The sequence below is a fragment of the Pseudomonas sp. JS3066 genome (assembly GCF_036328175.1).
GTDB lineage: Bacteria > Pseudomonadota > Gammaproteobacteria > Pseudomonadales > Pseudomonadaceae > Metapseudomonas.
Window position 1 is genome coordinate 616,163 of sequence record NZ_CP143312.1, and the last position, 20,931, is coordinate 637,093.

The window sequence follows — 20,931 nt, forward strand, 5'->3', positions numbered from 1 at the left end:
CGGCCCTGCCGCTCGCGGCGTTTTTCCTGATATCCCTGGCCGCCTGCGCCGCCCGCAGCCGGTCTCCCGCTGACAAAGGAGCGCTTCCCATGGCTGTTGGTCTTGGCCCTCTGCCTACGCTGCACCCGGTACCCGGTTTCGAACTCGGCATCGCCTCTGCCGGCATCAAGCGCCCCGGGCGCAAGGATGTGGTGGTGATGCGCTGCGCTGAAGGCTCGACCATCGCCGGTGTTACCACCACCAACGCGTTCTGTGCCGCCCCGGTGCTGGTAACCCGTGAGCGCCTGGAAGGCGAAGTGCGCTACCTGTTGACCAACACCGGCAACGCCAACGCCGGAACCGGCCCGGATGGTCTGGTCCGTGCCCGTCGTGCCTGCGCCAAGCTGGCCGAGCTGGCTGGAGTCGGTGAAGACGCCGTGCTGCCGTTCTCCACGGGTGTGATTGGCGAGCCGCTGCCGGTCGAGAAGATCGAAGGTGCTCTGGAGGCTGCCCTTGCCGACCTCAAGGTGAGTAACTGGGCCCAGGCCGCCGAAGGCATCATGACCACCGACACCGTGCCCAAGGGGGCCAGCCGCCAGTTCGAGCACGACGGCGTGACCGTTACCATCACCGGCATCAGCAAGGGCGCCGGTATGATTCGCCCGAACATGGCCACCATGCTCGGCTACATCGCCACCGACGCCAAGGTTGCCCGCGACGTACTGCATGCCCTGGTGCGCGATGCGGCGAACAAGTCGTTCAACCGCATCACCATTGACGGCGACACTTCAACCAACGACTGCTGCATGCTTATCGCCACCGGCCAGGCAGCCCTGCCGGAAATCACTGCGGCTAGCGGAGAGCTGTTCGCCAAGCTCAAGCAGGCTGTGTTCGACGTCTTCATGGAAATTGCCCAGGCCATCGTGCGCGACGGCGAAGGCGCGACCAAGTTCGTCACCGTGCAGGTCAATGGTGGTGGTAACCACCAGGAGTGCCTCGATGTAGCCTATGCCGTGGCTCACTCACCGCTGATCAAGACTGCACTGTTCGCATCCGACCCGAACTGGGGCCGTATCCTCGCGGCCGTTGGCTACGCTGGCGTGCCGAACCTGGACGTGAGCAAGATCGACGTGTTCCTGGGTGAAGTCTGCATCGCCAGCCAGGGTGGCCGTGCTTCCACCTACACCGAAGCGCAGGGCGCGGCGGTGATGGCCCGTGAGGAAATCACCATCCGCATCGAGCTCGGACGTGGCGATTGCAGCGAGACCATCTGGACCACCGACTTGTCCCACGAGTACGTGAAGATCAATGCCGAGTACCGCACCTGATAACCTGTCCACGATCAGATGCGGGTCGGAGTAACTGCGTTGGGAGTGGCTTAGGGCTTGCTCGTTTACGGCTCGTGAACTCCGCGCCCTCAGCCATGACTCGCTACGCTCGTCTTGCAGGCGAGCCTTCGGCTGTTACTCCGCTTGTTCTTCTCTAGCTTGCAAGATCGTGAACGGGTTCTGCAGTACGGCGGCATTCCCGATTTTCATCCCCCGATGAAAATCGGGAATTTGCCATGGGCACATACGCTCTTCATGATCCAGCGACATATCGAGGAACTGGAAAGAAGGAGCTGGACATGTCCCTGACTTTGGTAATCGGCAACAAGAACTACTCGTCTTGGTCGTTGCGCGCATGGCTTGCCATGGAGCTGACTGGCTCGCCTTACGACGAAGTACGTGTACCGCTGTACCAGGCGGACAGTCACAAGCGCCTGCTCGCCTATTCGCCCACCGCCAAAGTGCCGGTGCTGCAGTCTGAAGACGGCACCATCTGGGATTCCCTGGCCATAGCGGAATATCTCGCCGAACGTTTCCCTGAGGCGCACTTGTGGCCCTTCGGTCAGTCCGCCCGCGCCTTCGCTCGTGCCGTCTGTGCCGAGATGCACAGCGGCTTCGTTCCCCTGCGCAGCCATATGCCCATGGACATGAAGCGCAATCAGGCGCTGCCCGAGGTGCCGGAAGGGGTGGCCGAGGACATTCGTCGCATCTGTGCAATCTGGGTCGAATGCCGCTCGCGATTCGGCCAGGACGGTCCCTATCTGTTCGGCCATGCCAGTATCGCCGATGCCTTCTACGCACCTGTGGCCAGCCGCTTGCGCAGTTACGCCGTTGAGCTGCCGGCGGATGCCGAGGCCTATGTCGAAACAATCTACCGGTGGCCTGCCTTCCAACGCTGGTACCAGGCCGCCTTGCAGGAAACGGAGATCATCGAATGAAACGAGTGCATGTTGCCGCCGCAGTCATCCGCGGCGCCGACGGCCGGGTACTGATTGCCAGGCGCCCTGACGACAAGCACCAGGGCGGCCTCTGGGAGTTTCCCGGCGGCAAGGTGGAGGAGGGGGAGGCCGTGCAGGCCGCGCTCTCCCGCGAGTTGGAAGAGGAACTGGGCATCCGTGTAAGCGCTGCCAGGCCACTCATCCAGATTCACCATGACTACCCGGACAAGCATGTACTGCTGGATGTCTGGGAAGTCAGCGCGTTCACCGGCGAACCCCATGGCGCCGAAGGTCAGCCACTGACCTGGGCATCGCCGCGAGAACTCGGCGACTACGAATTCCCGGCCGCGAACAAGCCGATAGTTGCCGCCGCGCGGTTGCCCGACCGCTACCTGATAACCCCGGATGACATCGAACCACAGGCCCTGCTGGCTGGCCTCAAGACGGCCCTGGCCAGTGGCGTACGCCTAGTGCAGCTGCGTGCGCCGCGCATGTTCGATGCCCAGTACCGCGACCTGGCCGTGGATGTACAGGGACTCTGCGCGGGCAAGGCGCAGCTGATGCTCAAGGGACCGCTGGAGTGGCTGGGCGATTTTCCCGCTGCCGGTTGGCACCTGACAGCCGAACAACTGCGCAAGTACGCCCCCAACGGCCGCCCGTTCCCACGTGAGCGCTGGCTGGCGGCGTCCTGCCACAGCATCGAGGAATTGCAACTTGCCGCGGCCATGGAGGTGGATTTCGTCACCCTCTCGCCAGTGCAAGCCACCCAGACCCATCCCGAAGCGCAGCCCCTGGGTTGGGACCGCGCCGAGGAGCTGCTTCGTGGTTTCAACCAGCCGGCCTATCTGCTGGGCGGCGTTGGCCCCAATGAGCAGGAGCGTGCCTGGAAGATCGGTGCCCAGGGTGTGGCAGGAATTCGGGCGTTCTGGCCAGAGGCGTGAGCTGTTCGCGAAGTGCAACCGCCCTCAGTTTTTCTTCGCTGCCTGCCACAGCACCTCATCCACCCCTTGTCGTCGCGCAATCAAGCGCGCGGCGACGAACAGCAGGTCAGATAGGCGGTTCAGGTAGGCCAGCAGCTCTTCGCGCAGCGGTTCCTCGCCATTCAGCGCCTGGGTCCGGCGTTCGGCACTGCGGGCGTGGCTGCGGCAGATGTGGGCCTGGGCGATCAGGCGGGAGCCGCCGGGAAGAATGAAGTTCTTCAAAGGCCCGAGTTCGTCGTTCCAGAGGTCGATGACGGCCTCCAGTCGCTCGATCTCTGGCTTTTCCACCACCTGATACTCCGGCATCGCCAGTTCACCGCCAAGGTCGAACAATCGGTGCTGGCAGGGCGCAAGCACGTCGATCACCTCGCTCAAACCGGGCCATTGCGGCAGCCCTTCGGCCAGTTCCGCGAGCAACAGACCGAGATGGCTGTTCAGGCTGTCGAGCTCACCGATGGCTTCGATTCGCGGGTGATTCTTCGGCACGCGTCGGCCGCTGGAGAGGCCGGTTTCGCCCTTGTCGCCGGTGCGGGTATAGATTTTGGAAAGGCGATTGCCCATTTCAGGTTCCTGCTTCCGTGGTAGCGGAAGTCAGCGGCAGGCGCAGGGTAAAGCAGGTGCCCTGGCCAGGCTTGGACTGCACTTCCATCTGCCCCTTGTGGTTGTTGGTGATGATGAAGTACGAGACCGACAGCCCGAGCCCCGTGCCCTGGCCCACCTCCTTGGTGGTGAAGAAGGGCTCGAAGATGCGCTTGCGCACGTTCTCGGGGATACCCATGCCGGTATCCTCCACCTGGATTTCCGCCCAAGGCGGGCACAGCCTGGTGCGAAGCGTGATGCGGCCTTCCTCATCGTCTTCGCGCAGGTGAATGGCCTGGGCGGCGTTTTTCAGCAGGTTGAGCAACACCTGCTCCAGCTCGTTCGCGGTGCCCGGAACGGGTCCCAGCTCCGGGTCGAACTCGCGGACGATCTTGAGACCCTTGAAGTCGAAACCTTCCGTCAGGTCGAAGTCGTTGCTGGCGATTTCCAGTGCCTGGTCGATCAGTACCGGCAACTGGCAGGGCGCCAACTGGCGATTGCTGCGCCGACTGAAGGCGAGCATGTGGGAAACGATCTTTGCAGCACGGGCACCAGCCTGATGAATGTCGTCCAGCAGCTTGGGCACCTCGCGTGCCTCCAGGTATTGGTTGACTGATGTCAGGCTGAGGCCGTTGATGGCCGCTTGCTGCTGGTTGCGGTCGAGTTCAGGGGAGATGCGCCTGCGGATGTTCTGCACGTTGTGCAGGATGGCACCCAGCGGGTTGTTGATCTCGTGGGCCATGCCGGCGGCCAGGCCGCCTACCGAGAGCATCTTCTCCGATTGCACCATCAGTTCTTCCATCGATAGACGCTGGGTGATGTCGTCGATGCGTATTACCACACCGCGCCCGGTACCCCCCATCAGCGGGTAGAAGGTCAGTGCATAGTTGTGGACGTTCTCGCCCACCAGCCAGCTCACCCGTTCCACCTTCTCCACCTTGTGCTTTTCGGCCGTCAGGCGGATCTGCGGGAGGAAGGGCTTGAGCGAGGGAAAGGCGAGGAATACCGGCTGGTTGAGCGCATCGTCCATGGGTGTGCCGGAGAGTGCGCTGGCCTCCTGGTTCCATTGTGTAACGTAGAGCTGTTCGTCCAGCGCGATGAGCGCCGAGGGCATGGAGTCGATGATGCTGTTCAGGTAGTTCTGGAAACCGGTGAGCTTCTTCTCGATCTTGCTGCGCACCTGCACTTCGAGCTCCAGCTTGCGGTTGGAGTGACGGGTTTCCTCCGCAAGTTCATGGGCCTGGTCGAACGCCGCCTGGGCGTCGTCGCGGGCACGCTTGAGTTGCTGCTCGCGGGCCTCGATGCGGCTGAGCATGGTGTTGAACGCGTCCGCCAGGCTGCCGATTTCGTCGCGATTGCCACGGGGAGCACGCAGGGCATAGTTCTCTTCGCGGGTCACCTGGCGCGAGAGCTCCTCCAGGCGTCGGATGGGGCGGGTGACCATGCGACGGATTTGCCGCGCCACCAGCAGCCAGAGCAGGACGCTGCAGGCGAGGATGGCCAGGCTTGCTGTCAGGGTGCCGGTGTAGAACACGCCCGGCAGCTCACTGGAGGCTACCAGCAGCAAGTGGCCGGCGGGCTTTCCGGGAATCGGTAGTTCGGCAAGGTGGGATGTGCGGAATTCGCGCAGGCGCCATCCGGGAATGTCGCTGGCCTTTAGCGGAAGGTCCAGCTGTTCGCCCCGCTGCAACTGAGCCAGCAGTCGGCCGTCACTGTCGTACAGGGCGGCGGCACGCAGCGGCGTATAGCCGTCCAGGCGCTGCAGCATGGTCTTGGCGTTTTCTTCCGAGGACAGTGCTTCCGGGCCGACGGCCGAAGTGGCGAAAAGTCGCCCGAGGGTTTCCAGGCCTTGGGGCGCAACGCTTTCCTGGGAGATCCAGTAGGCGGCGCTGATGAAGGCCAGGTTGGCAATGAGCAGGACAGTGGCGAGCAGGACCAGCAGTGCGGCTAGCAATTTGCGGCCGACCGACAGGTTCTCGAGGCGCTGACGCAGGCTGGTCAAGGAAGTATCCGCGGCTGGGCTGAGGGACTGGTTGGGCTTCGTACGAAAAGCGCCTACGCATCGGTGAAGCTGACCGTCGCTCGACGGCTTTTCGAACAGAGCCTAGCGCGGGGTCAGGTGACGGGCAATCCGAGCTTTTCGAGATGGGACTTGAGGCGGGCGTGCAGGCTGTTCAGGTGCGGCAGGCTGATTCGATGGCGTGCGGCGGAGGCACAGGCGTGGCCGAGCAGGTAACTGATCTCGGTGCGGCGGCTGTTTGCCACATCCTGGTACATCGATGAGTAGTTCGCCGCGGTTGCCTGGATCACGCGTTGCACTTCCTCGTGCAGGCCTTCGGCGGCGTCGGGTTGGCCGCAGCGGCGCAGCAGATCGGCCAGCTCGATGCAGAGCACATTGACTTCCGCAGGGTGCTCGGCCAGACCGCCGTTGCGGCAGTTGTAAAGCACGGTGAGGGGATTGATCGCGCAGTTCAGCGCCAGCTTGCGCCAGAGACGCGACAGGATGTCGGGCGTCCAACCGTGGGGAATGCCGGCTTGTTCCAACTCATCCAGCCAGGCCGGGGCGGCGGGCTGCAGCGGGTCGCCCAGCCAGGTGAAGCCATGGCCGGCATAGACCACGCGGAAATCCGCTTCGCGAAAGGCCCCTTCGGTACTGGAGGCGAGTATGCAGCGGGCGTGGGGTAGACGCAGGGCCACGGCGTCCTGGCTGCCCAGTCCGTTCTGTAGAAGGATGAGTTCGGCGCCGGGGGCGAGATGCGGAAGCAGGGGCTGGACCGCTGCCTCGGCGTCGTAAGCCTTGCAGGCGACCAGCAGGCGGCTGATGGGCCCGGCGTTACTGGGCAGCCCGGCGGGAATGGCGTACTGCTGCGCCCGGCCCTGTTCGACCAGGGTCAGGCCGCCGGCTGCTTCATAGGTCTTCAGCCGTGCACGATCGCGCAGGATCAGCCGTACCGACTTCCCGGCGCGCGCGAGGCGGGCGGCCCAGAGACTGCCCAGGCTACCCGCGCCGAGAATATGCCAGGTCATGGTTGCGGCAGGCGCAGAGCGGTGACGCGACCGCTGGCATAGGCTTCGGGGAGCATCGCATTGGCCTTTTCCAGAAGCTCCTCGACATCCAGAGGCAGGGCTTTGGTATCCAGGCCGACGAGGGCGATGCCGGCCTTGAGGGTGATGAAGCCCTCGCTGGTCTTGAAGGCCTTCAGGTTCAGCCCTTCATGCAGGCGGCGGAAGCTGCTCGGAGAGCATTCGTGAAGGTCGTCGAGCAGAGTGATCAGGCCGAAATGGCTGTCGTCCACGCGCGTCAGGACGTCCAGCGGGCGCACTAACTGCTGCAGGCGCCGGGCGACGCCGTGCAGCAGTTCGTTGTAGAAGGCTTCGCCGTACTGCTGGCGCAATTGCGGAGCATCCAGCAGGCCAATCAACAGGTAGCACATAGCGCCGCCCCGGGACTCCACCTGGCGCAGGCTGTCGGCAAGCTTCTGGCGCAGGTAGCGCGGGTTGCCGAGGCCAGTGAGCGAGTCCACCAGGTTGCGCTGTTCCAGGCTGGCGATGTTCTGGGTCAGCAGACGGTTCTCCTGCAGCAGGCGTTGCAGGGTGTTACACAGGCGATCAGCCGCATAGACCCGGGGGACCAATTGCTCGCTCATGGCCGCCTTGCTGATGAAATCGTCCACGCCGCGGTCGAAGGCTTCACCGAGGACGTTTTCACCCTCCTTGCCCGTGAGCAGGATGATGTAGCTGTAGTGATCGGTCATCTCATCCAGCTGACGCACCCGGGCGGTCAATTCGAGACCGTCGATCTCGGGCATCAGCCAGTCGGCAAGAATGACGTTGGCGGGCTTGTGCTCCAGCAACTGCAGGGCTTCGCTGGCGCTGCTGGCGAATCGCAGATCCTGGTAGCCGGCCTGGCTGAGGGTACGGCCGATCATGGCGCTGGAGAACTTGGCATCGTCCACCACCAGGATACTGAGATGAGGGTTGGGCATGTGGCAGGCTCGCAAGGGGAGTGGAACAGCGGTGTATGGCGTTATGATATCAAGCCTCGTTCGGGTTGCCTTGTCGCCCTACCGTTCTGCCGGTTTCGGACTGCTGGGGATGGTCTCCAGAAGGCGGCTTGTCGCTCGGTTATAATGGGTGCGCATTTTTAACCGTCAAGCCAGGCGCTTTCATATCCGTGATGCAGATCGCGCCGTCTATCTGGAGGAATCCCATGCCCTCGTTCGACGTGGTGTCCGAACTGGACAAACACGAAGTCACTAACGCCGTCGATAACGCCATGAAGGAGCTCGATCGCCGCTACGACCTGCGCGGCAAGGGCAGTTTCGAGTTCAAGGAACTGACGGTCACCCTGACGGCCGATGCTGATTTCCAGCTGGAACAGATGCTGGAAATCCTCAGGATGGCTCTGGTCAAGCGCAAGATCGATGTCCAGTGCCTGGAGATCAAGGATTCCTACGCTTCCGGCAAGATCGTCAAGCAGGAAGCCGTTCTACGCGAAGGTATCGACAAGGAGCTGGCGAAAAAGATCGTCGCTCATATCAAGGAAAGCAAACTCAAGGTCCAGGCCGCGATTCAGGGTGAGCAGGTACGTGTCACCGGCAAGAAGCGCGACGACCTGCAGGAAGCCATTGCCGCCCTGCGTGCCAAGGAGTTCGGCATGCCGCTGCAATTCAACAACTTCCGCGACTGAGCGGAACCTTCGCGACCGATTCGCGTCGCAAAACAGGAGTTCTTTGAACCTTTGCCGCCATGGCTTGTCCATGGCGGCCTGGTTTTTTGCATCGCTGAAATAGCGCGGGAGAGTGCACATGGAGATGAACGTCGACCAACTGGTGAAGGTATCCGAAGCCTGGCTGCCCGTAGTTCTGGAATACAGCGGCAAGCTGACCCTGGCTCTGCTCACCCTGCTGATCGGCTGGTGGCTGATCAATGTGCTGACCGGCCGGGTCGGTGCGCTGATGCAGCACCGCCGCGTCGATCGTACCCTGCAGGGATTTATCGGCAGCCTGGCCAACATAGTCCTGAAAGTGCTGCTGCTGGTCAGTGTGGCGTCCATGATCGGCATATCGACCACCTCCTTCGTGGCTGCCATCGGTGCAGCGGGCCTGGCCATCGGCCTGGCGCTGCAGGGCAGCCTGGCCAACTTCGCGGGTGGCGTGCTGATCCTGCTGTTCCGTCCGTTCAAGGTCGGTGACTTCATCGAGGCGCAGGGCGTTTCCGGCACGGTCGATCACATCCAGATCTTCCACACCGTGTTGCGTACCGGCGACAACAAGACCGTGATCATGCCCAATGGCAGCCTGTCCAACGGCATCATCACCAACTACTCCAAGCAGGCCAATCGTCAGGTTCTGTATGACGTGAAAGTGGACTACACCACCGACCTTTCCAAGGCTCGTGATGTGCTGCTGAAGCTGGCGCAGGACCCGCGCGTACACAAGGATCCGGAGCCGGTGGTAGTGGTTTCGTCCCTGGGCGATACCTCGATCAACCTGTCGCTGCGCCTGTGGGTTTCCAACGCCGATTACTGGGGTGTGATCTTCAAGCTCAACGAAACCGTGCGCGATGGCCTCAATGCGGTGGGCGTCGAGCTGGCGCAGCCGCCGCGTATGGTGCAGGTGGTGCCGAGCTGAGGTTAGGCGTGAACGAAAAAGGCCGGCATTCGCCGGCCTTTTTCATGGTTGCTCGGTAGAGCCCGGTGTCGCCGGTGCATCGGAGGAGCCATTCTCCTTCGGCTGCTTGCGGTCGCGGCCCCACTGGATGGCGATCAGCACCAGGGTGGGAATGCCCAACAGCGCCGTGATCAGGAAGAAGTTGTGGTACCCCACGCTCTCCACCATCACGCCCGAGTAACCGCCGATCAGTCGCGGCAGCAACAGCATGATGGAGCTGAGCAGGGCGTACTGGGTCGCGGAGAACTTCAGGTTGGTCAGGCTCGAGAGATAGGCAACGAACGCCGAAGTGGCCAGCCCGGCGCTGAAGTTGTCGCAGGAAATGGTCAGGATGAGCATGTTCAGGTGGGCACCCATGTCGCTCAGGGCCACGAACATCAGGTTGGTGGCCGCCGAGCTGATGCCGCCTATGAACAGGATCGGCAGGATGCCGAAGCGCACGATGAGCACACCGCCGGCACCCGCGCCGAGCAGGGTCATCACCAGGCCGAACAGTTTGCTGACGCTGGCGATCTGCTCCTTGGTGAAGCCCTGGTCGATGTAGAACACGTTGGCCATCACGCCCATTACGGTGTCCGACATGCGGTAGGTGGCGATCAGCCCCAACAGCAGCAACGCCTGCCAGCGGTAACGCTGGACGAACTCGCTGATCGGGGTCAGCACCGGCGCCATCAGGAGGCGGCCGGCGGCGGAGAAGCAGGCCAGGGTGATCAGCAGGAACATCGTCCCGCGTGGCCAGGCGCCGGACGAGAAGGCCTTGGCTGCAGCGGCGATGGTCACCAGGATCACGATCAGGACGATGATCGACACCGCCTGGTGGACGAAGTCGAAGTTGGGCATCACCTTGCCGCGCGCGGCCACCAGCAGCTGGCGGCGCTGCTGGCTGAGCAGTTCGCGCACCGGCAGGATCTGGCGCATTCCCCAGGGCGACAGGCAGGTGACCAGGAAGATGGCGTACAGCGCGGCGCGTGGCCAGGCCCGGTCGAGCAGCCCGGTGATCATTGCCGGTAGGGAGATCAGCATGACCAGCAGGATCAGCACGGAAGAGAGCTGGTGCTTGAGCTTGAAGCGCGAAGTGGTGCTCGTTGCCGGGAGGTCCACCGGTGGCTCGCGCATCCACAGGCTGGTGATCAGTCCCGGTAGCATCAGCAGCGCGAACAGCAGGTAGGTGCCAGCCCAGGCGCCGTAATCATAGACCTGGGCGGTGGAGCCGAACCACTCGGCAAAGTAGAGCGCGCCTGCGGTGGCGAGCAGTGCGGATACGCGGTAGCCCGTCATGTAACTGGCGGCCAGCGCGGCCTGGCGGCTGTCCTCGGCAATTTCCAGGCGGTAGGCGTCGATGGCGATGTCCTGCGTAGCCGAGGCGAACGCCACCAGCACCGCCAGCGCGATAAGCCAGGTGAGGTTGGTCTTGGGGTCGCACAGGGCCATGCCCACCAGCCCCAGACCCACCAGTGCCTGTGACAGCACCAGCCAGGAGCGACGTCGGCCGAGTCGGCCCAGTAGCGGAAGGCGCCATTGGTCGAGCAGCGGCGACCAGATCCATTTGAAGGCGTACGCCAGGCCGATCAGGCTGGCGAAGCCGATGGTCTCGCGGGATACCCCAGCCTCGCGAAGCCAGACAGAAAGTGTGGAAAACACCAGCATGTAGGGGAGGCCAGCGGCGAACCCGAGCAGCAACAGCGAAAGAGTGGCTGGCGTGGCATAGGCGGCGATGGCTGCGCGCCAGGATTGATGGGGCATTAGCGGAGTGGTCCGAAAAACGTGGTGCTGGGCATGAGGCTGCTCGCGGCGTCCATGATGGGGGCAGAAAAAGGGCAGGGCGCACTCTAACTCTTGGGTGGCATGGGATGCCAGCCGTGCCGACGCATGTCCACCCGATCGTTCTGGATACTGACCCCTTCGGCGCGCAAACGTGCCCGCTGCTCATTGCCAGAGGGCGTGCCCAGCGCCAGGCTGAAGCGTCCGCCGGCCCCCAGCACCCGATGCCAGGGCAGCTGGGTACCTGTCGGCAACTGGCTCAGGGTTCGACCGACCCAGCGTGCGGCGCGGCCCAGGCCGGCCAGTTCGGCCAGTTCGCCATAGGTCACTACCTTGCCTTCCGGAACCTGGTTCAGGGTCAGGTAGAGCGCCTCACGGCGGACGTCCGTGCTTGCTGCCGGCAAGTCGGACCATGCATGCTCAGGCGCTTCTTCTTTCTTCTTCTTACCGACCATGCTGCTCCGTAGCCTGATTGCTTCGTTCGTATTGCTGACCTGCTTGCCGCTCTGGGCCGACACCGTGTGGTTGAACAACGGTGATCGCCTGACCGGGGAGATCATCCTGCTCGATGGTGGCAAGCTTGCATTGAAGACCAAATACGCCGGCCAGGTGCTGATCGACTGGAAGGATATCGACACCCTCCGCTCCGAGAAACCGTTGCAGATCAAGCGCGACGGACTCGACAGCCAGCATAGCCGCAGCCTTGGCGCGGCGGGCAAAGGCATGGTGCGCCTGGTCAATGGCGAGAGCGAGACGGTGCCGCTGGCGAGCATTCGCCAGATGGTGCCGCCGCGGCCTTTCATCCGGGACCGGGTCTGGGAAGGCAATCTCGATGCCAAGCTGGACATGGAGCGCAATGACGACAAGACGGACGAATGGAAGCTCAAGGGTGATACCCGTGTCGAACACGGCCGCTGGCGGCATGTACTGAGCGGCCAGTTCGAGAAGGAGACCAAGAACGGCGAGCGCACCGAAGATAACTGGGAGCTGGAATACGACCTCGACCGCTTCCTCACGCAGCACTGGTTCGTGCGTGGCAGCTACGACCAGGAGAACGACGAGTTCCAGTTCTTCGAGAGGCAGCGATCCTATGGCCTTGGGCCCGGTTATCGCTTCTGGGACAACGAACTGGGCCGCTTCGACCTCATCGCACAGTTGTCTCGTTTCCAGCTGGAGAGCGACGCCGGCGACCTGGACTTCAACGCCTACTCCTTCGAATGGGACTTCAAGCGGTTGATCTGGGGGACTCGCTTCGAACTCTATTCCAAGGCCCAGCTACAGGTGCCGCAGATAGATGAAATCGACTACGTCCTCGACAGCGAATTCGGCCTGCGTTATCGCCTGAATGACTGGGCACGCCTGTCGCTTCTTTACGAACTGGATCAGGTGAGCGGCTTGGGCCAGACCGACTCCGACAGGCACTATCTCATTGGTGTCGGCATCGGCTGGTAGGGCCAGGGGAGGATCACGCCTATCGATTTTCTGGAACTCAGCGGACGCTGGCCGGTCAGTCCTTGCTCTGCTGTCGGTCATAAGGATAATGCCCGGCTTTTTTCGAAGACCCGAGCAAAGAATCCGCTTTATGTTGTCCAGAAATCTGCTGTGCATGGCGCTCGCCGCCGCTTCCTCCACCGCCTTCGCCGACACCGTCTGGATGAAGAACGGCGACAAACTCACAGGCACTATCCGCGTGTTCGATGGTGGCAAGTTGGTTCTCGAGACCGACTACGGCGGCACCATCCCGTTGGACTGGAAGAAAGTCGCCACCCTGGAAAGCGATCGCGAGTTGCTGGTCAAGCAGGACGATCTCAACGGCGAGCGCGCCAAGTCGCTGCATCGCGCCGACGAAGGCAAGGTCATCCTCGCCAATGGCGAGGCGCCGAAGGAAGTCGAACTGGCCAGCATCGAGCAGATCATGAAGCCCAAGCCCCTGGTGGAAGACCTGACCTGGAGCGGCAACGTCGACCTGGCTCTGGACTACAAGCGCGCCGAGAAGGATACCGACGACTACGATGTCGACTTCAAGACCAAGGCGCGCCACGGCCGCTGGCGGCACAATGCCTCAGGCGAATACAACCGCGAATTCACCGACGATGTGAAGACCACGGACAACTGGGAAGCCGAGTACGCCCTCGATCGCTTCATTACCCAGAAATTCTTCTGGCAGGGTCGCGGTGAATACAAACGCGACAAGGTCGAAGACCTCGAACGCCAGCGCACCCTGGGTACCGGTCCCGGTTACCAGTTCTGGGACGACGAGCTCGGGGCCTTCTCCCTGGCCGGGCTGGTCAACCGCAGCGACTATCAGTTCTCCAATGGCGAAAAAGAAAGCTTCTACTCCATCAGTACCAAGTGGGACTACAACCGCTACCTGGTGGGCAAGACTGTGGAGCTCTTCACGAGCGGTGAGGTCGGCCGCCCGCTGGACAACACCGCCGACTACTCCCTGGATGCCGAAGTAGGCCTGCGCTACAAGCTCACCGACTGGGCCTCGCTCAACATGAAGGCGGAGAAGGACCAGGTCAGCGGTGCTGAAGGCGAAATCGATGAAACCCGCTACACCGTGGGCTTCGGCGTAGGCTGGTAGCAAGCCGGCCCTGCCTGTGGGAGCGACTTCATTCGCGATTGAAGTCGCTCCCATACGCGGTGCCTGTCCTTACACCCAGGCGCCAATCTCGTACATCCGGCTCGCCCTCCCCTTGCTGATGTAAACTTAAAAGTCCAAGATGGACAAATTGTTTATGTCAGCCCCGGGAGCGTCCCTCATGTCCAGCACCCCGCCCATCGTTCTCCAGCAAGCCGAAGCCCGCCGCCTGCTTCAGCAGGTAGACGTCCACCAAGCCATGCGCAGCATGTTCCTCGACCTTGCCGCGGGTGAAGCGGTACAGCCGGCCCAGCAGTTGGTGGAATTCCCCAATGCCGCAGGCGACTTCATCAATTACCTGGGCGTTCTGGCGAAGGACGGGGTCTATGGCGTCAAGACCTCGCCCTATATCAAGAAACCCGAAGGTGCCCTGGTCACGGCCTGGACCCTGCTGATGTCCATGGACAGCGGCCAACCGCTTCTACTCTGCGATGCCGCTGAGCTGACCACCGCACGCACCGCCGCTACCACCGCCGTTGCAGTCGAGACGCTCGCTCCGGCCCAGGCCCGACGACTTGCCGTGATCGGCAGCGGTCCGGTGGCCCGCGCCCACCTGCATTACGTGAAAGGCCTGCGTGACTGGCAGTGCATTGCTGTCTATTCGCCGTCCCTGTCTGACGACGCCGACGCCCGGATGCAACTGGCCGCTCAGGACACGCGCGTGGAGTTCAGTGCCACCTTGGAGGACGCTGTCGCCGACGCCGACGTGGTGATGCTCTGCACGTCGTCTGCGGGCCCGGTGCTGGACCCGCGCAGCCTGACCAAACCCGCCCTGGTCACCTCCATCAGCACCAACGCCCCGCGTGCCCACGAAGTGCCGCCACAGGCGCTGGGGGAAATGGATGTGTATTGCGACTATCGCGCCACCACGCCGGGCTCCGCAGGCGAAATGCTGCTCGCCGCCGAGCTACATGGCTGGAGCCGCGACGCCATTCGGGGCGACCTGCCGGAGCTGGTGAGCGGCAAGGCACCCCGACCGGATTACAGCCGATCTGTGTTCTTCCGCTCCATCGGCCTGGGCCTGGAAGACATGGCCCTGGCCAACGCCCTTTATCATCTGCAACGCCAAGGCCAGTGAGGTAGACGCCATGCAACAGGCTGACTTCATCATCATCGGCGCCGGTATCGCCGGTGCTTCCACTGGCTTCTGGCTGTCTCGCCACGGCCGCGTGCTGGTGCTGGAACGCGAGGAGCATGCTGGCTACCACTCCACCGGCCGTTCCGCTGCGCTCTATACCGTCGCCTACGGCACGCCTCAGGTACGCGCGCTGACCGCCGCGAGTCGAGCGTTCTTCGACGCGCCGCCGGAAGGATTCAGCGAGCATCCTCTGCTCACTCCGCGCGGCGAGATGGTGGTGGACTTCACCGGCGATGCCGAGGAACTGCAGCGTCAGTTCGACAGCGCCCTGGAAAACGTCCCCGACATGCAAATGCTCACGCCTGACCAGGCCTGCGCCCTGGTGCCGGTACTGCGCCGGGACAAGGTGCAGGGCGCCATGCTCGATCCCAGCGCCGCCGATATCGACACCGATGCGTTGCATCAGGGCTACCTGCGCGGAATTCGCCGCAACGGCGGCGAAGTGCGCCACAGCTGCGAAGTGACCGGTATCAGTCGCGACGGCGATCAGTGGCGGGTGGAAACCTCTCAGGGCAGCTTCCAGGCCCCGACACTTATCAATGCGGCCGGTGCCTGGTGCGACCAGCTCGCGCAGCTTGCCGGCGTCCAGCCCCTGGGACTGCAACCCAAGCGCCGCGCCGCGTTCATCTTCTCTCCGCCCGAAGGCGTGGACGCTCACAAGTGGCCGGCGCTGGTGAGCCTGGACGAATCCTTCTATTTCAAGCCGGATGCCGGAATGCTGCTGGGTTCGCCGGCCAATGCCGACGCGGTCGATCCGCACGACGTGCAGCCGGAAGAGCTGGACATCGCCCTCGGCATCTACCAGATCGAGGAACACACCAATATGAGTATTCGCCGCCCTGCGCGGGTCTGGGCCGGGCTGCGCTCCTTCTTCCCCGATGGCGACCTGGTGTCCGGTTACGATCAGCGCACGCCGGACTTCTACTGGGTAGCAGGGCAGGGCGGCTACGGTATCCAGACCTCCGCCGCGATGGGCGAGGCCAGTGCGTGCCTGATCCTGCGCCGCCCACTGCCTGAGCACCTGACGCAATTCGGCCTGACCGAGGCCATGCTCTCCCCTGCGCGGCTGGGGTGACGACGTTGGCGCTTTGCGCCACACTCGCTGCGCCGGGCTTTGCGCCCGGCGCCGATCTTTCCGCTCCAGGAGCTGCTTCATGACCCCTCGCCCAGACCTCGCCCTGGATAACTATCGCGCCATCGCGGACGCCATTGCCACGCTGTTCTTTCCCCATGCCGAGGTGGTGCTGCACGACCTGCGTACACAGAAGATCGACTACATCGCCAACAACATCTCCAAGCGTTGCGTCGGCGACGATGCGGCCCTGGAAGACATGCTTGGCGAGGAAGTGGACGAGCGGAACATCGGCCCCTACGAGAAACTCAACTGGGACGGCCAGAAAATCCGCTCCGTCAGCACTGTGCTGCGCGATGCCCAGGGCGCTCCGCTTGCCGTGCTCTGCATCAACCTGAACATCTCCATGTTCGAGGCGGCCAAGGCGGCGCTCGACCTGTTCCTGTCCTCCAGCAAACTCATTCCTCAGCCCGACGCGCTGTTCCGCGACGACTGGCAGGAACGTATCAATACCTTCCTGCACAACTGGCTGCGCCAGCGCCAGCTCGGCCTCAACCTGCTGACCCGCGATCACAAGCGCGAACTGGTGCTTGCCCTGCATGCCGAGGGTGCCTTCAAGGGCAAGAGCGCCGCGAACTACGTGGCCAACGTGCTCAACATGGGCCGCGCCACCGTGTACAAGCACCTCAAGGAACTGAAGGAAGAGTCGGTCTGAGCGGTTTGTTTTTTTGTGGGAGCGAATTCATTCGCGATTTGGGCCCACGGACCGCTGCGCGGTCCTTCGCGTATGAATCCGCTCCCACAGCAAGCAGGCCTTGCTCTGTATGAGGTGCTGCGCGCGCCTAGGGTGTGCGCAGCCTGCGCCTGAACGCCCCCGGTGTTTCCCCACACAATTGCTTGAACAACTTGGCGAACGTCGCCCTGTCGGCATAACCCACCTGCGCCGCTATCTGTTCCAGGGAGCGCGCCGGGTTGCGCAGGGCGGTCTGCGCCGCGCTGATGCGCAGGCGTTGCAAGTACGCATTCGGGGTCAGGCCGGTAGCGGCCTTGAAGCGCCGCAGCAGAGTGCGGCTCGAACAATGGCCGCGGGCCGCCAGGGCCTCCAGATCCAGCGGCTCGGCCAGGTTCCGTTGCAGCCAGAGCAACAGAGGCCCGATCTGTGGATCATCGCCGCCAGTGGCTGGCAGCAATGGCGCGAAGCGCGATTGGTGGCCCCGCTGCATGTCGAACACCATGGCGCCGGCTACCCGTTGCGCGAGCCAGTCACCACCGTGCCAGCCGATCAGATACAGGCAGAGGTCCAGTCCCGCCTGGGCGCCGCCCGAACAGAACAGGTTGCCGTCCTCGGTCAGCATGGCGTCCGCTTCCAGCCGAACCTGTGGATAACGCTTGCGAAAGGCCGGTGCCAGTGCCCAATGGGTGGTGGCGCGGCGTCCGTCGAGTCGACCGGAGGCGGCCAGCAGGAAGGCGCTGCTGCAAAGGCTGGCGAGTTGCTGGGTATGTGGGCGGGCAGCCAGCCAGGGCAGTAGAGCCTGATTGGCTGCCAGAGTCTTCTCCACCCCGGGTCCGGTCGCAGTCAGCAATACAAGGTTGGCCTCTTCCGCCAACGCCAGGTCGCCGTCTACCCGTACCTCCGCCATGCCGATATCCACAGACTGGCCATCACGGCTGAAGCGCTGGACCTGGAACAGCGGCTCGCCGGCCAGCTGGTTGGCCAGGCGGAAGGCGTCATCGGCCGTTGCCAGGCTGGAGCAGACAGTCTGCGGGCAGACGAACAGGGCGACGCGGATCATGGCGCGAACTCGGTAGCTGGGTTGGCGATTATTGACACAAAGTTGGCAATGCCGCCAATCGCGGTCCGCGCCATTCGGGTCAATACTGCTAGCCATACAGTCCTTGTCGGAAGTCGCCCATGGCTCACCCCAACGCCGAACTCATCACCCGTTTCTACCAAGCCTTCCAGCAGCTCGACGCCGAGGCCATGGCCGCCTGCTACAGCCCGGACGTGCACTTCAGTGATCCGGTCTTCACCGATCTCAATGGCCAGGAAGCCGCTGACATGTGGCGCATGCTTGCAAGCCGCGCCCAGAAGTTCAGCCTGACCTTCGATGGCGTCGAGGCCGATGACCTTTCCGGTCGTGCCAACTGGGTGGCCACTTACCTGTTCAGCCAGACCGGGCGCATGGTGGAGAACCGTATCCAGGCTCGGTTCCTCTTCTCCGACGGCAAGATCATCGAGCACCACGACAGCTTCGACCTCTGGCGCTGGGCTCGCCAGGCCCTGGGCGCCAAGGGGACGCTGCTGGGCTGGCTGCCGCCGGTGCAGAACGCAATTCGCCAGCAGGCGGCGCGAGGACTCGCGGCGTACCGCGCCGGGGCACTGAAGGACTTGTCTTGATCCGTTGAGGCGATGCCTAATGCGGCGGCCTTCCGTCAGGACCCCGCAATGCCCGAGCAAACCGAATCCACCCCCGCCAGCAAGCCTTGGTACGTCTACCTGGTGCGCGCCGAGAACGGTGCCCTCTATTGCGGCATCAGCGACGACCCGCAGCGGCGTTTTGCCCAGCACCAGAGTGGCAAGGGGGCGAGGTTCTTCCACTCCAGCCCGGCCCGCGCCCTGGTATTCGTCGAGGCATGTGCCGACAAGAGCGAAGCGCTGCGCCGAGAGCGCGCCATCAAACAATTGCGCAAGGCTGCCAAGGAGCGCCTGGTAACCCTTAATCCAGCGGGCTGATGCCGCGCTATCAGGCGCAGGGCATGGGCCACCCCGCTTGCCCCGGGTAAGCTGCGTTATTCACAAGACCTGACGCGGAGACCGTCATGCACGAGCTGATCCTGCACCACTACCCGACTTCGCCCTTCGCCGAGAAGGCCCGTCTGATGCTGGGCTTCAAGCAGTTGTCCTGGCGTTCTGTGAAGATCCCGCCGGTGATGCCCAAGCCCGATCTCATCGCCCTGACCGGCGGTTATCGCAAGACCCCGGTGCTGCAAGTGGGTGCCGACATCTACTGCGACACTGCTCTCATCGCTCGCCACCTGGAGGCGGAGAAAGCCACCCCGGCGTTCTTCCCGGAAGGTCAGGAACTCAACGTCGCCAGCTTCGCCCAGTGGGTGGATACGGTGGTGTTCCAGCATGCCGTTGCCCTGGTGTTCCAGCCGGAGTCGGTGGCAGTTCGCTTCGGCAAACTGCCCCCGGAAATGTTGAAGGCGCTCTTGGCCGACCGTGCCGGGCTGTTCAGTGGCGGCAGCCTCACCCGCCTGCCGCTGGAGCAGGCCAAGCACAATTGGCCGGCCATCATGGGACGTGCCGAGCAGCAACTGGCGCGCAGTGAAGGCGATTTCCTTTTCGGCGAGCCCTCCATCGCCGATTTCTCCCTGGCGCATTGCCTGTGGTTCCTCAAGGGCACCCCGGTGACTGCGCCGCTGGTGGACGACTATCCGGAAGTGGCCGCCTGGCTGGGCCGGGTGCTGGGCTTCGGTCATGGCTCGCCGAGTGAGTTGTCGTCTGGCGAGGCTGTGGATATCGCCCGCAACGCCACACCGGCAGCCTTGCCCGTCGAGGACTTCGTCGACCCCAATGGCTTCGCGCCGGGCCAGAAGGTACTGGTGGCGGCTACGGACTACGGCGTTGATCCGGTGGAAGGCGAGCTGGTGTTCGTGGGCCGCGAGGAAATCATCCTGCGCCGCCGGGACGAACGCGCCGGTGTCGTGCATGTGCACTTCCCACGCCTGGGGTTCCGCATCGAAGCCCGTTGAGCCGGGGCGAACCGCTGTTCTGTGGGGGCGAATGAATTCGCCCCCACAGGGATTCAGTCCTTGCGCCGTTTCAGCTGATCTTTCAGCTGCGTCGGCAACTGCCGGATGATCAGCATGTCACGGCCTTCGTCGTACTCGACCTTCGAACCCAGCAAGTGAGCTTCGAAGCTGATCGACAGGCCTTCGGCGCGACCGGTGAAGCGCTGGAACTGGCTCAAGGTGCGCTTGTCCGGCGGGATTTCCGGGGACAGGCCGTAGTCCTTGTTGCGTATGTGTTCGTAGAAGGCGCGCGGGCGGTCTTCGTCGATCAGGCCGGAAAGCTCGTCCAGGGTGATCGGCTCGCCCATCTTTGCCTGCGTCGTGGCGTAGTCGACCAGGGTCTTGGTCTTCTCGCGGGCCTGCTCTTCTGCAAGGTCCTCGCTTTCCACGAAATCGCTGAAGGCCTTGAGCAGGGTGCGGGTTTCGCTCGGCGGGTCGACGCCTTCCTGGCAGCCGATGAAGTCGCGGAAGTAGTCCGAGACCTTCTTGCCGTTCTTGCCCTTGATGAAGGAGATGTACTGCTTCGACTGCTGGTTGTTCTTCCACTCGGAGATGTTGATGCGCGCAGCCAGGTGCAACTGGCCCAGGTCCAGGTGCTTGGCCGGTGCCACTTCCAGCGAGTCGGTCACCGCCACGCCTTCGCTGTGGTGCAACAGGGCGATGGCCAGGTAGTCGGTCATGCCTTGCTGGTAATGGGCGAACAGCACATGGCCGCCGGTGGAGAGATTGGACTCTTCCATTAGTTTTTGCAGGTGCTCGACCGCTTGGCGGCTGAAGGCAGTGAAGTCGCGCGCGCCTTCCTGGTACTCCTTCAGCCAGCCGCTGAAGGGATAGGCACCGGATTCCTCGTGGAAGAAGCCCCAGGCCTTGCCTTGCTTGGCGTTGTAGCTCTCGTTGAGATCGGCCAGGAGGTTTTCCATGGCCTGGGATTCGCCCAGCTCGCTATCCCGGGCATGCAGCACGGCGGCGCTGCCGTCGGGCTTCTTGTCGATGAAATGAACGATGCAGTGGCGGATGGGCATGGATCTTCGCTCTCAGGGGCACA

Annotated in this window: 20 protein-coding genes and 1 pseudogene; 13 read left to right on the forward strand and 8 right to left on the reverse strand. The window is 63.2% G+C overall.

What is annotated here, in order from left to right; all coding sequences use genetic code 11:
• Positions 1-89 precede the first annotated feature (89 nt).
• From argJ to SA496_RS03040, 3 genes are all read left to right on the forward strand, one after another.
• On the forward strand, positions 90-1,307 hold the full coding sequence (argJ, locus tag SA496_RS03030) for a bifunctional glutamate N-acetyltransferase/amino-acid acetyltransferase ArgJ (protein WP_120652852.1): 1,218 nt from the start codon (positions 90-92) through the stop codon (positions 1,305-1,307).
• A gap of 299 nt (positions 1,308-1,606) precedes the next feature.
• Positions 1,607-2,245, forward strand: a complete 639-nt coding sequence (locus tag SA496_RS03035) for a glutathione S-transferase family protein (RefSeq protein WP_330115029.1) — start codon at positions 1,607-1,609, stop codon at positions 2,243-2,245.
• Positions 2,242-3,186 carry a Nudix family hydrolase gene (locus tag SA496_RS03040; protein ID WP_153922282.1) on the forward strand — a complete coding sequence of 315 codons (945 nt, stop codon included), beginning with the start codon at positions 2,242-2,244 and terminating at the stop codon, positions 3,184-3,186. The genes SA496_RS03035 and SA496_RS03040 overlap by 4 nt, the downstream gene beginning before the upstream one ends.
• Positions 3,187-3,210: 24 nt before the next feature.
• Here SA496_RS03040 and SA496_RS03045 read toward each other — a convergent pair whose 3' ends face one another.
• From SA496_RS03045 to SA496_RS03060, 4 genes and pseudogenes are all read right to left on the reverse strand, one after another.
• Positions 3,211-3,786, reverse strand: coding sequence for a cob(I)yrinic acid a,c-diamide adenosyltransferase (locus SA496_RS03045; RefSeq protein WP_120652849.1), 576 nt, complete (start codon positions 3,784-3,786; stop codon positions 3,211-3,213).
• A 1-nt stretch (position 3,787) separates the two neighbouring features.
• Complete coding sequence (locus tag SA496_RS03050; RefSeq protein WP_120652848.1) at positions 3,788-5,806, reverse strand: sensor histidine kinase; 2,019 nt, start codon at positions 5,804-5,806, stop codon at positions 3,788-3,790.
• Positions 5,807-5,919: 113 nt separating this feature from the next.
• The gene (locus SA496_RS03055; protein WP_120652847.1) at positions 5,920-6,831 is read right to left on the reverse strand and encodes a putative 2-dehydropantoate 2-reductase; all 912 of its coding nucleotides are present in this window, start codon (positions 6,829-6,831) and stop codon (positions 5,920-5,922) included.
• Positions 6,828-7,820: pseudogene (locus SA496_RS03060) on the reverse strand (response regulator); the annotation flags it as partial. The gene SA496_RS03055 and the pseudogene SA496_RS03060, both read right to left, overlap by 4 nt.
• A 194-nt stretch (positions 7,821-8,014) precedes the next feature.
• Between SA496_RS03060 and SA496_RS03065 the strand changes: the two are divergent.
• Together SA496_RS03065 and SA496_RS03070 are read left to right on the forward strand one after the other, a co-directional pair.
• Positions 8,015-8,494, forward strand: coding sequence for a YajQ family cyclic di-GMP-binding protein (locus SA496_RS03065; RefSeq protein WP_120652845.1), 480 nt, complete (start codon positions 8,015-8,017; stop codon positions 8,492-8,494).
• A gap of 118 nt (positions 8,495-8,612) precedes the next feature.
• A complete protein-coding gene (locus tag SA496_RS03070; protein WP_120652844.1) occupies positions 8,613-9,437 on the forward strand; it encodes a mechanosensitive ion channel family protein in 825 nt (274 codons plus the stop codon).
• A 42-nt stretch (positions 9,438-9,479) separates the two neighbouring features.
• Here SA496_RS03070 and SA496_RS03075 read toward each other — a convergent pair whose 3' ends face one another.
• Complete coding sequence (locus SA496_RS03075; protein WP_120652843.1) at positions 9,480-11,219, reverse strand: AmpG family muropeptide MFS transporter; 1,740 nt, start codon at positions 11,217-11,219, stop codon at positions 9,480-9,482.
• Positions 11,220-11,305: 86 nt separating this feature from the next.
• Positions 11,306-11,692 (reverse strand): MGMT family protein, encoded by a 387-nt coding sequence (locus SA496_RS03080; RefSeq protein WP_153922289.1) that lies wholly within the window; start codon positions 11,690-11,692, stop codon positions 11,306-11,308.
• On the opposite strand from SA496_RS03080, the gene SA496_RS03085 reads away from it, so the two are divergent.
• The 5 genes from SA496_RS03085 (at position 11,691) to SA496_RS03105 (ending at position 16,806) form a co-directional block, all read left to right on the forward strand.
• Entirely contained in the window at positions 11,691-12,689 is a 999-nt protein-coding gene (locus tag SA496_RS03085) for a DUF481 domain-containing protein (protein ID WP_120652841.1), read from the forward strand. The genes SA496_RS03080 and SA496_RS03085 overlap by 2 nt on opposite strands.
• 130 nt (positions 12,690-12,819) lie before the next feature.
• Entirely contained in the window at positions 12,820-13,824 is a 1,005-nt protein-coding gene (locus SA496_RS03090; RefSeq protein ID WP_120652840.1) for a DUF481 domain-containing protein, read from the forward strand.
• A 178-nt stretch (positions 13,825-14,002) separates the two neighbouring features.
• A complete protein-coding gene (locus SA496_RS03095; RefSeq protein WP_330115030.1) occupies positions 14,003-14,959 on the forward strand; it encodes an ornithine cyclodeaminase family protein in 957 nt (318 codons plus the stop codon).
• Between the two features lie 10 nt (positions 14,960-14,969).
• Positions 14,970-16,094, forward strand: a complete 1,125-nt coding sequence (locus SA496_RS03100) for an NAD(P)/FAD-dependent oxidoreductase (RefSeq protein ID WP_153922295.1) — start codon at positions 14,970-14,972, stop codon at positions 16,092-16,094.
• A 79-nt stretch (positions 16,095-16,173) separates the two neighbouring features.
• A complete protein-coding gene (locus SA496_RS03105; protein ID WP_120652837.1) occupies positions 16,174-16,806 on the forward strand; it encodes a helix-turn-helix transcriptional regulator in 633 nt (210 codons plus the stop codon).
• 127 nt (positions 16,807-16,933) lie between these two features.
• Here the strand turns inward: SA496_RS03105 and SA496_RS03110 are convergent, their stop codons facing one another.
• Positions 16,934-17,884 carry a GlxA family transcriptional regulator gene (locus SA496_RS03110; RefSeq protein ID WP_330115031.1) on the reverse strand — a complete coding sequence of 317 codons (951 nt, stop codon included), beginning with the start codon at positions 17,882-17,884 and terminating at the stop codon, positions 16,934-16,936.
• A gap of 119 nt (positions 17,885-18,003) precedes the next feature.
• Here SA496_RS03110 and SA496_RS03115 point away from each other — a divergent pair, with 119 nt between their 5' ends.
• The 3 genes from SA496_RS03115 (at position 18,004) to SA496_RS03125 (ending at position 19,847) form a co-directional block, all read left to right on the forward strand.
• A complete protein-coding gene (locus SA496_RS03115; RefSeq protein WP_330115032.1) occupies positions 18,004-18,489 on the forward strand; it encodes a nuclear transport factor 2 family protein in 486 nt (161 codons plus the stop codon).
• Between the two features lie 48 nt (positions 18,490-18,537).
• A complete protein-coding gene (locus SA496_RS03120) occupies positions 18,538-18,825 on the forward strand; it encodes a GIY-YIG nuclease family protein (RefSeq protein WP_120652834.1) in 288 nt (95 codons plus the stop codon).
• Positions 18,826-18,911: 86 nt separating this feature from the next.
• Complete coding sequence (locus SA496_RS03125; RefSeq protein ID WP_330115033.1) at positions 18,912-19,847, forward strand: glutathione S-transferase family protein; 936 nt, start codon at positions 18,912-18,914, stop codon at positions 19,845-19,847.
• A 53-nt stretch (positions 19,848-19,900) separates the two neighbouring features.
• Here SA496_RS03125 and yejK read toward each other — a convergent pair whose 3' ends face one another.
• Positions 19,901-20,908 carry a nucleoid-associated protein YejK gene (yejK, locus tag SA496_RS03130; RefSeq protein ID WP_330115034.1) on the reverse strand — a complete coding sequence of 336 codons (1,008 nt, stop codon included), beginning with the start codon at positions 20,906-20,908 and terminating at the stop codon, positions 19,901-19,903.
• Between the last annotated feature and the right edge of the window lie 23 nt (positions 20,909-20,931).

Bases quoted from the DNA above. Each gene is read 5' to 3' on its own strand.
- argJ (WP_120652852.1), top strand. From the start codon at position 90: ATGGCTGTTGGTCTTGGCCCTCTGCCTACGCTGCACCCGGTACCCGGT.
- SA496_RS03035 (WP_330115029.1), top strand. From the start codon at position 1,607: ATGTCCCTGACTTTGGTAATCGGCAACAAGAACTACTCGTCTTGGTCG.
- SA496_RS03040 (WP_153922282.1), top strand. From the start codon at position 2,242: ATGAAACGAGTGCATGTTGCCGCCGCAGTCATCCGCGGCGCCGACGGC.
- SA496_RS03045 (WP_120652849.1), bottom strand. From the start codon at position 3,786: ATGGGCAATCGCCTTTCCAAAATCTATACCCGCACCGGCGACAAGGGC.
- SA496_RS03055 (WP_120652847.1), bottom strand. From the start codon at position 6,831: ATGACCTGGCATATTCTCGGCGCGGGTAGCCTGGGCAGTCTCTGGGCC.
- SA496_RS03065 (WP_120652845.1), top strand. From the start codon at position 8,015: ATGCCCTCGTTCGACGTGGTGTCCGAACTGGACAAACACGAAGTCACT.
- SA496_RS03070 (WP_120652844.1), top strand. From the start codon at position 8,613: ATGGAGATGAACGTCGACCAACTGGTGAAGGTATCCGAAGCCTGGCTG.
- SA496_RS03075 (WP_120652843.1), bottom strand. From the start codon at position 11,219: ATGCCCCATCAATCCTGGCGCGCAGCCATCGCCGCCTATGCCACGCCA.
- SA496_RS03085 (WP_120652841.1), top strand. From the start codon at position 11,691: ATGCTGCTCCGTAGCCTGATTGCTTCGTTCGTATTGCTGACCTGCTTG.
- SA496_RS03080 (WP_153922289.1), bottom strand. From the start codon at position 11,692: ATGGTCGGTAAGAAGAAGAAAGAAGAAGCGCCTGAGCATGCATGGTCC.
- SA496_RS03090 (WP_120652840.1), top strand. From the start codon at position 12,820: ATGTTGTCCAGAAATCTGCTGTGCATGGCGCTCGCCGCCGCTTCCTCC.
- SA496_RS03095 (WP_330115030.1), top strand. From the start codon at position 14,003: ATGTCCAGCACCCCGCCCATCGTTCTCCAGCAAGCCGAAGCCCGCCGC.
- SA496_RS03100 (WP_153922295.1), top strand. From the start codon at position 14,970: ATGCAACAGGCTGACTTCATCATCATCGGCGCCGGTATCGCCGGTGCT.
- SA496_RS03105 (WP_120652837.1), top strand. From the start codon at position 16,174: ATGACCCCTCGCCCAGACCTCGCCCTGGATAACTATCGCGCCATCGCG.
- SA496_RS03110 (WP_330115031.1), bottom strand. From the start codon at position 17,884: ATGATCCGCGTCGCCCTGTTCGTCTGCCCGCAGACTGTCTGCTCCAGC.
- SA496_RS03115 (WP_330115032.1), top strand. From the start codon at position 18,004: ATGGCTCACCCCAACGCCGAACTCATCACCCGTTTCTACCAAGCCTTC.
- SA496_RS03120 (WP_120652834.1), top strand. From the start codon at position 18,538: ATGCCCGAGCAAACCGAATCCACCCCCGCCAGCAAGCCTTGGTACGTC.
- SA496_RS03125 (WP_330115033.1), top strand. From the start codon at position 18,912: ATGCACGAGCTGATCCTGCACCACTACCCGACTTCGCCCTTCGCCGAG.
- yejK (WP_330115034.1), bottom strand. From the start codon at position 20,908: ATGCCCATCCGCCACTGCATCGTTCATTTCATCGACAAGAAGCCCGAC.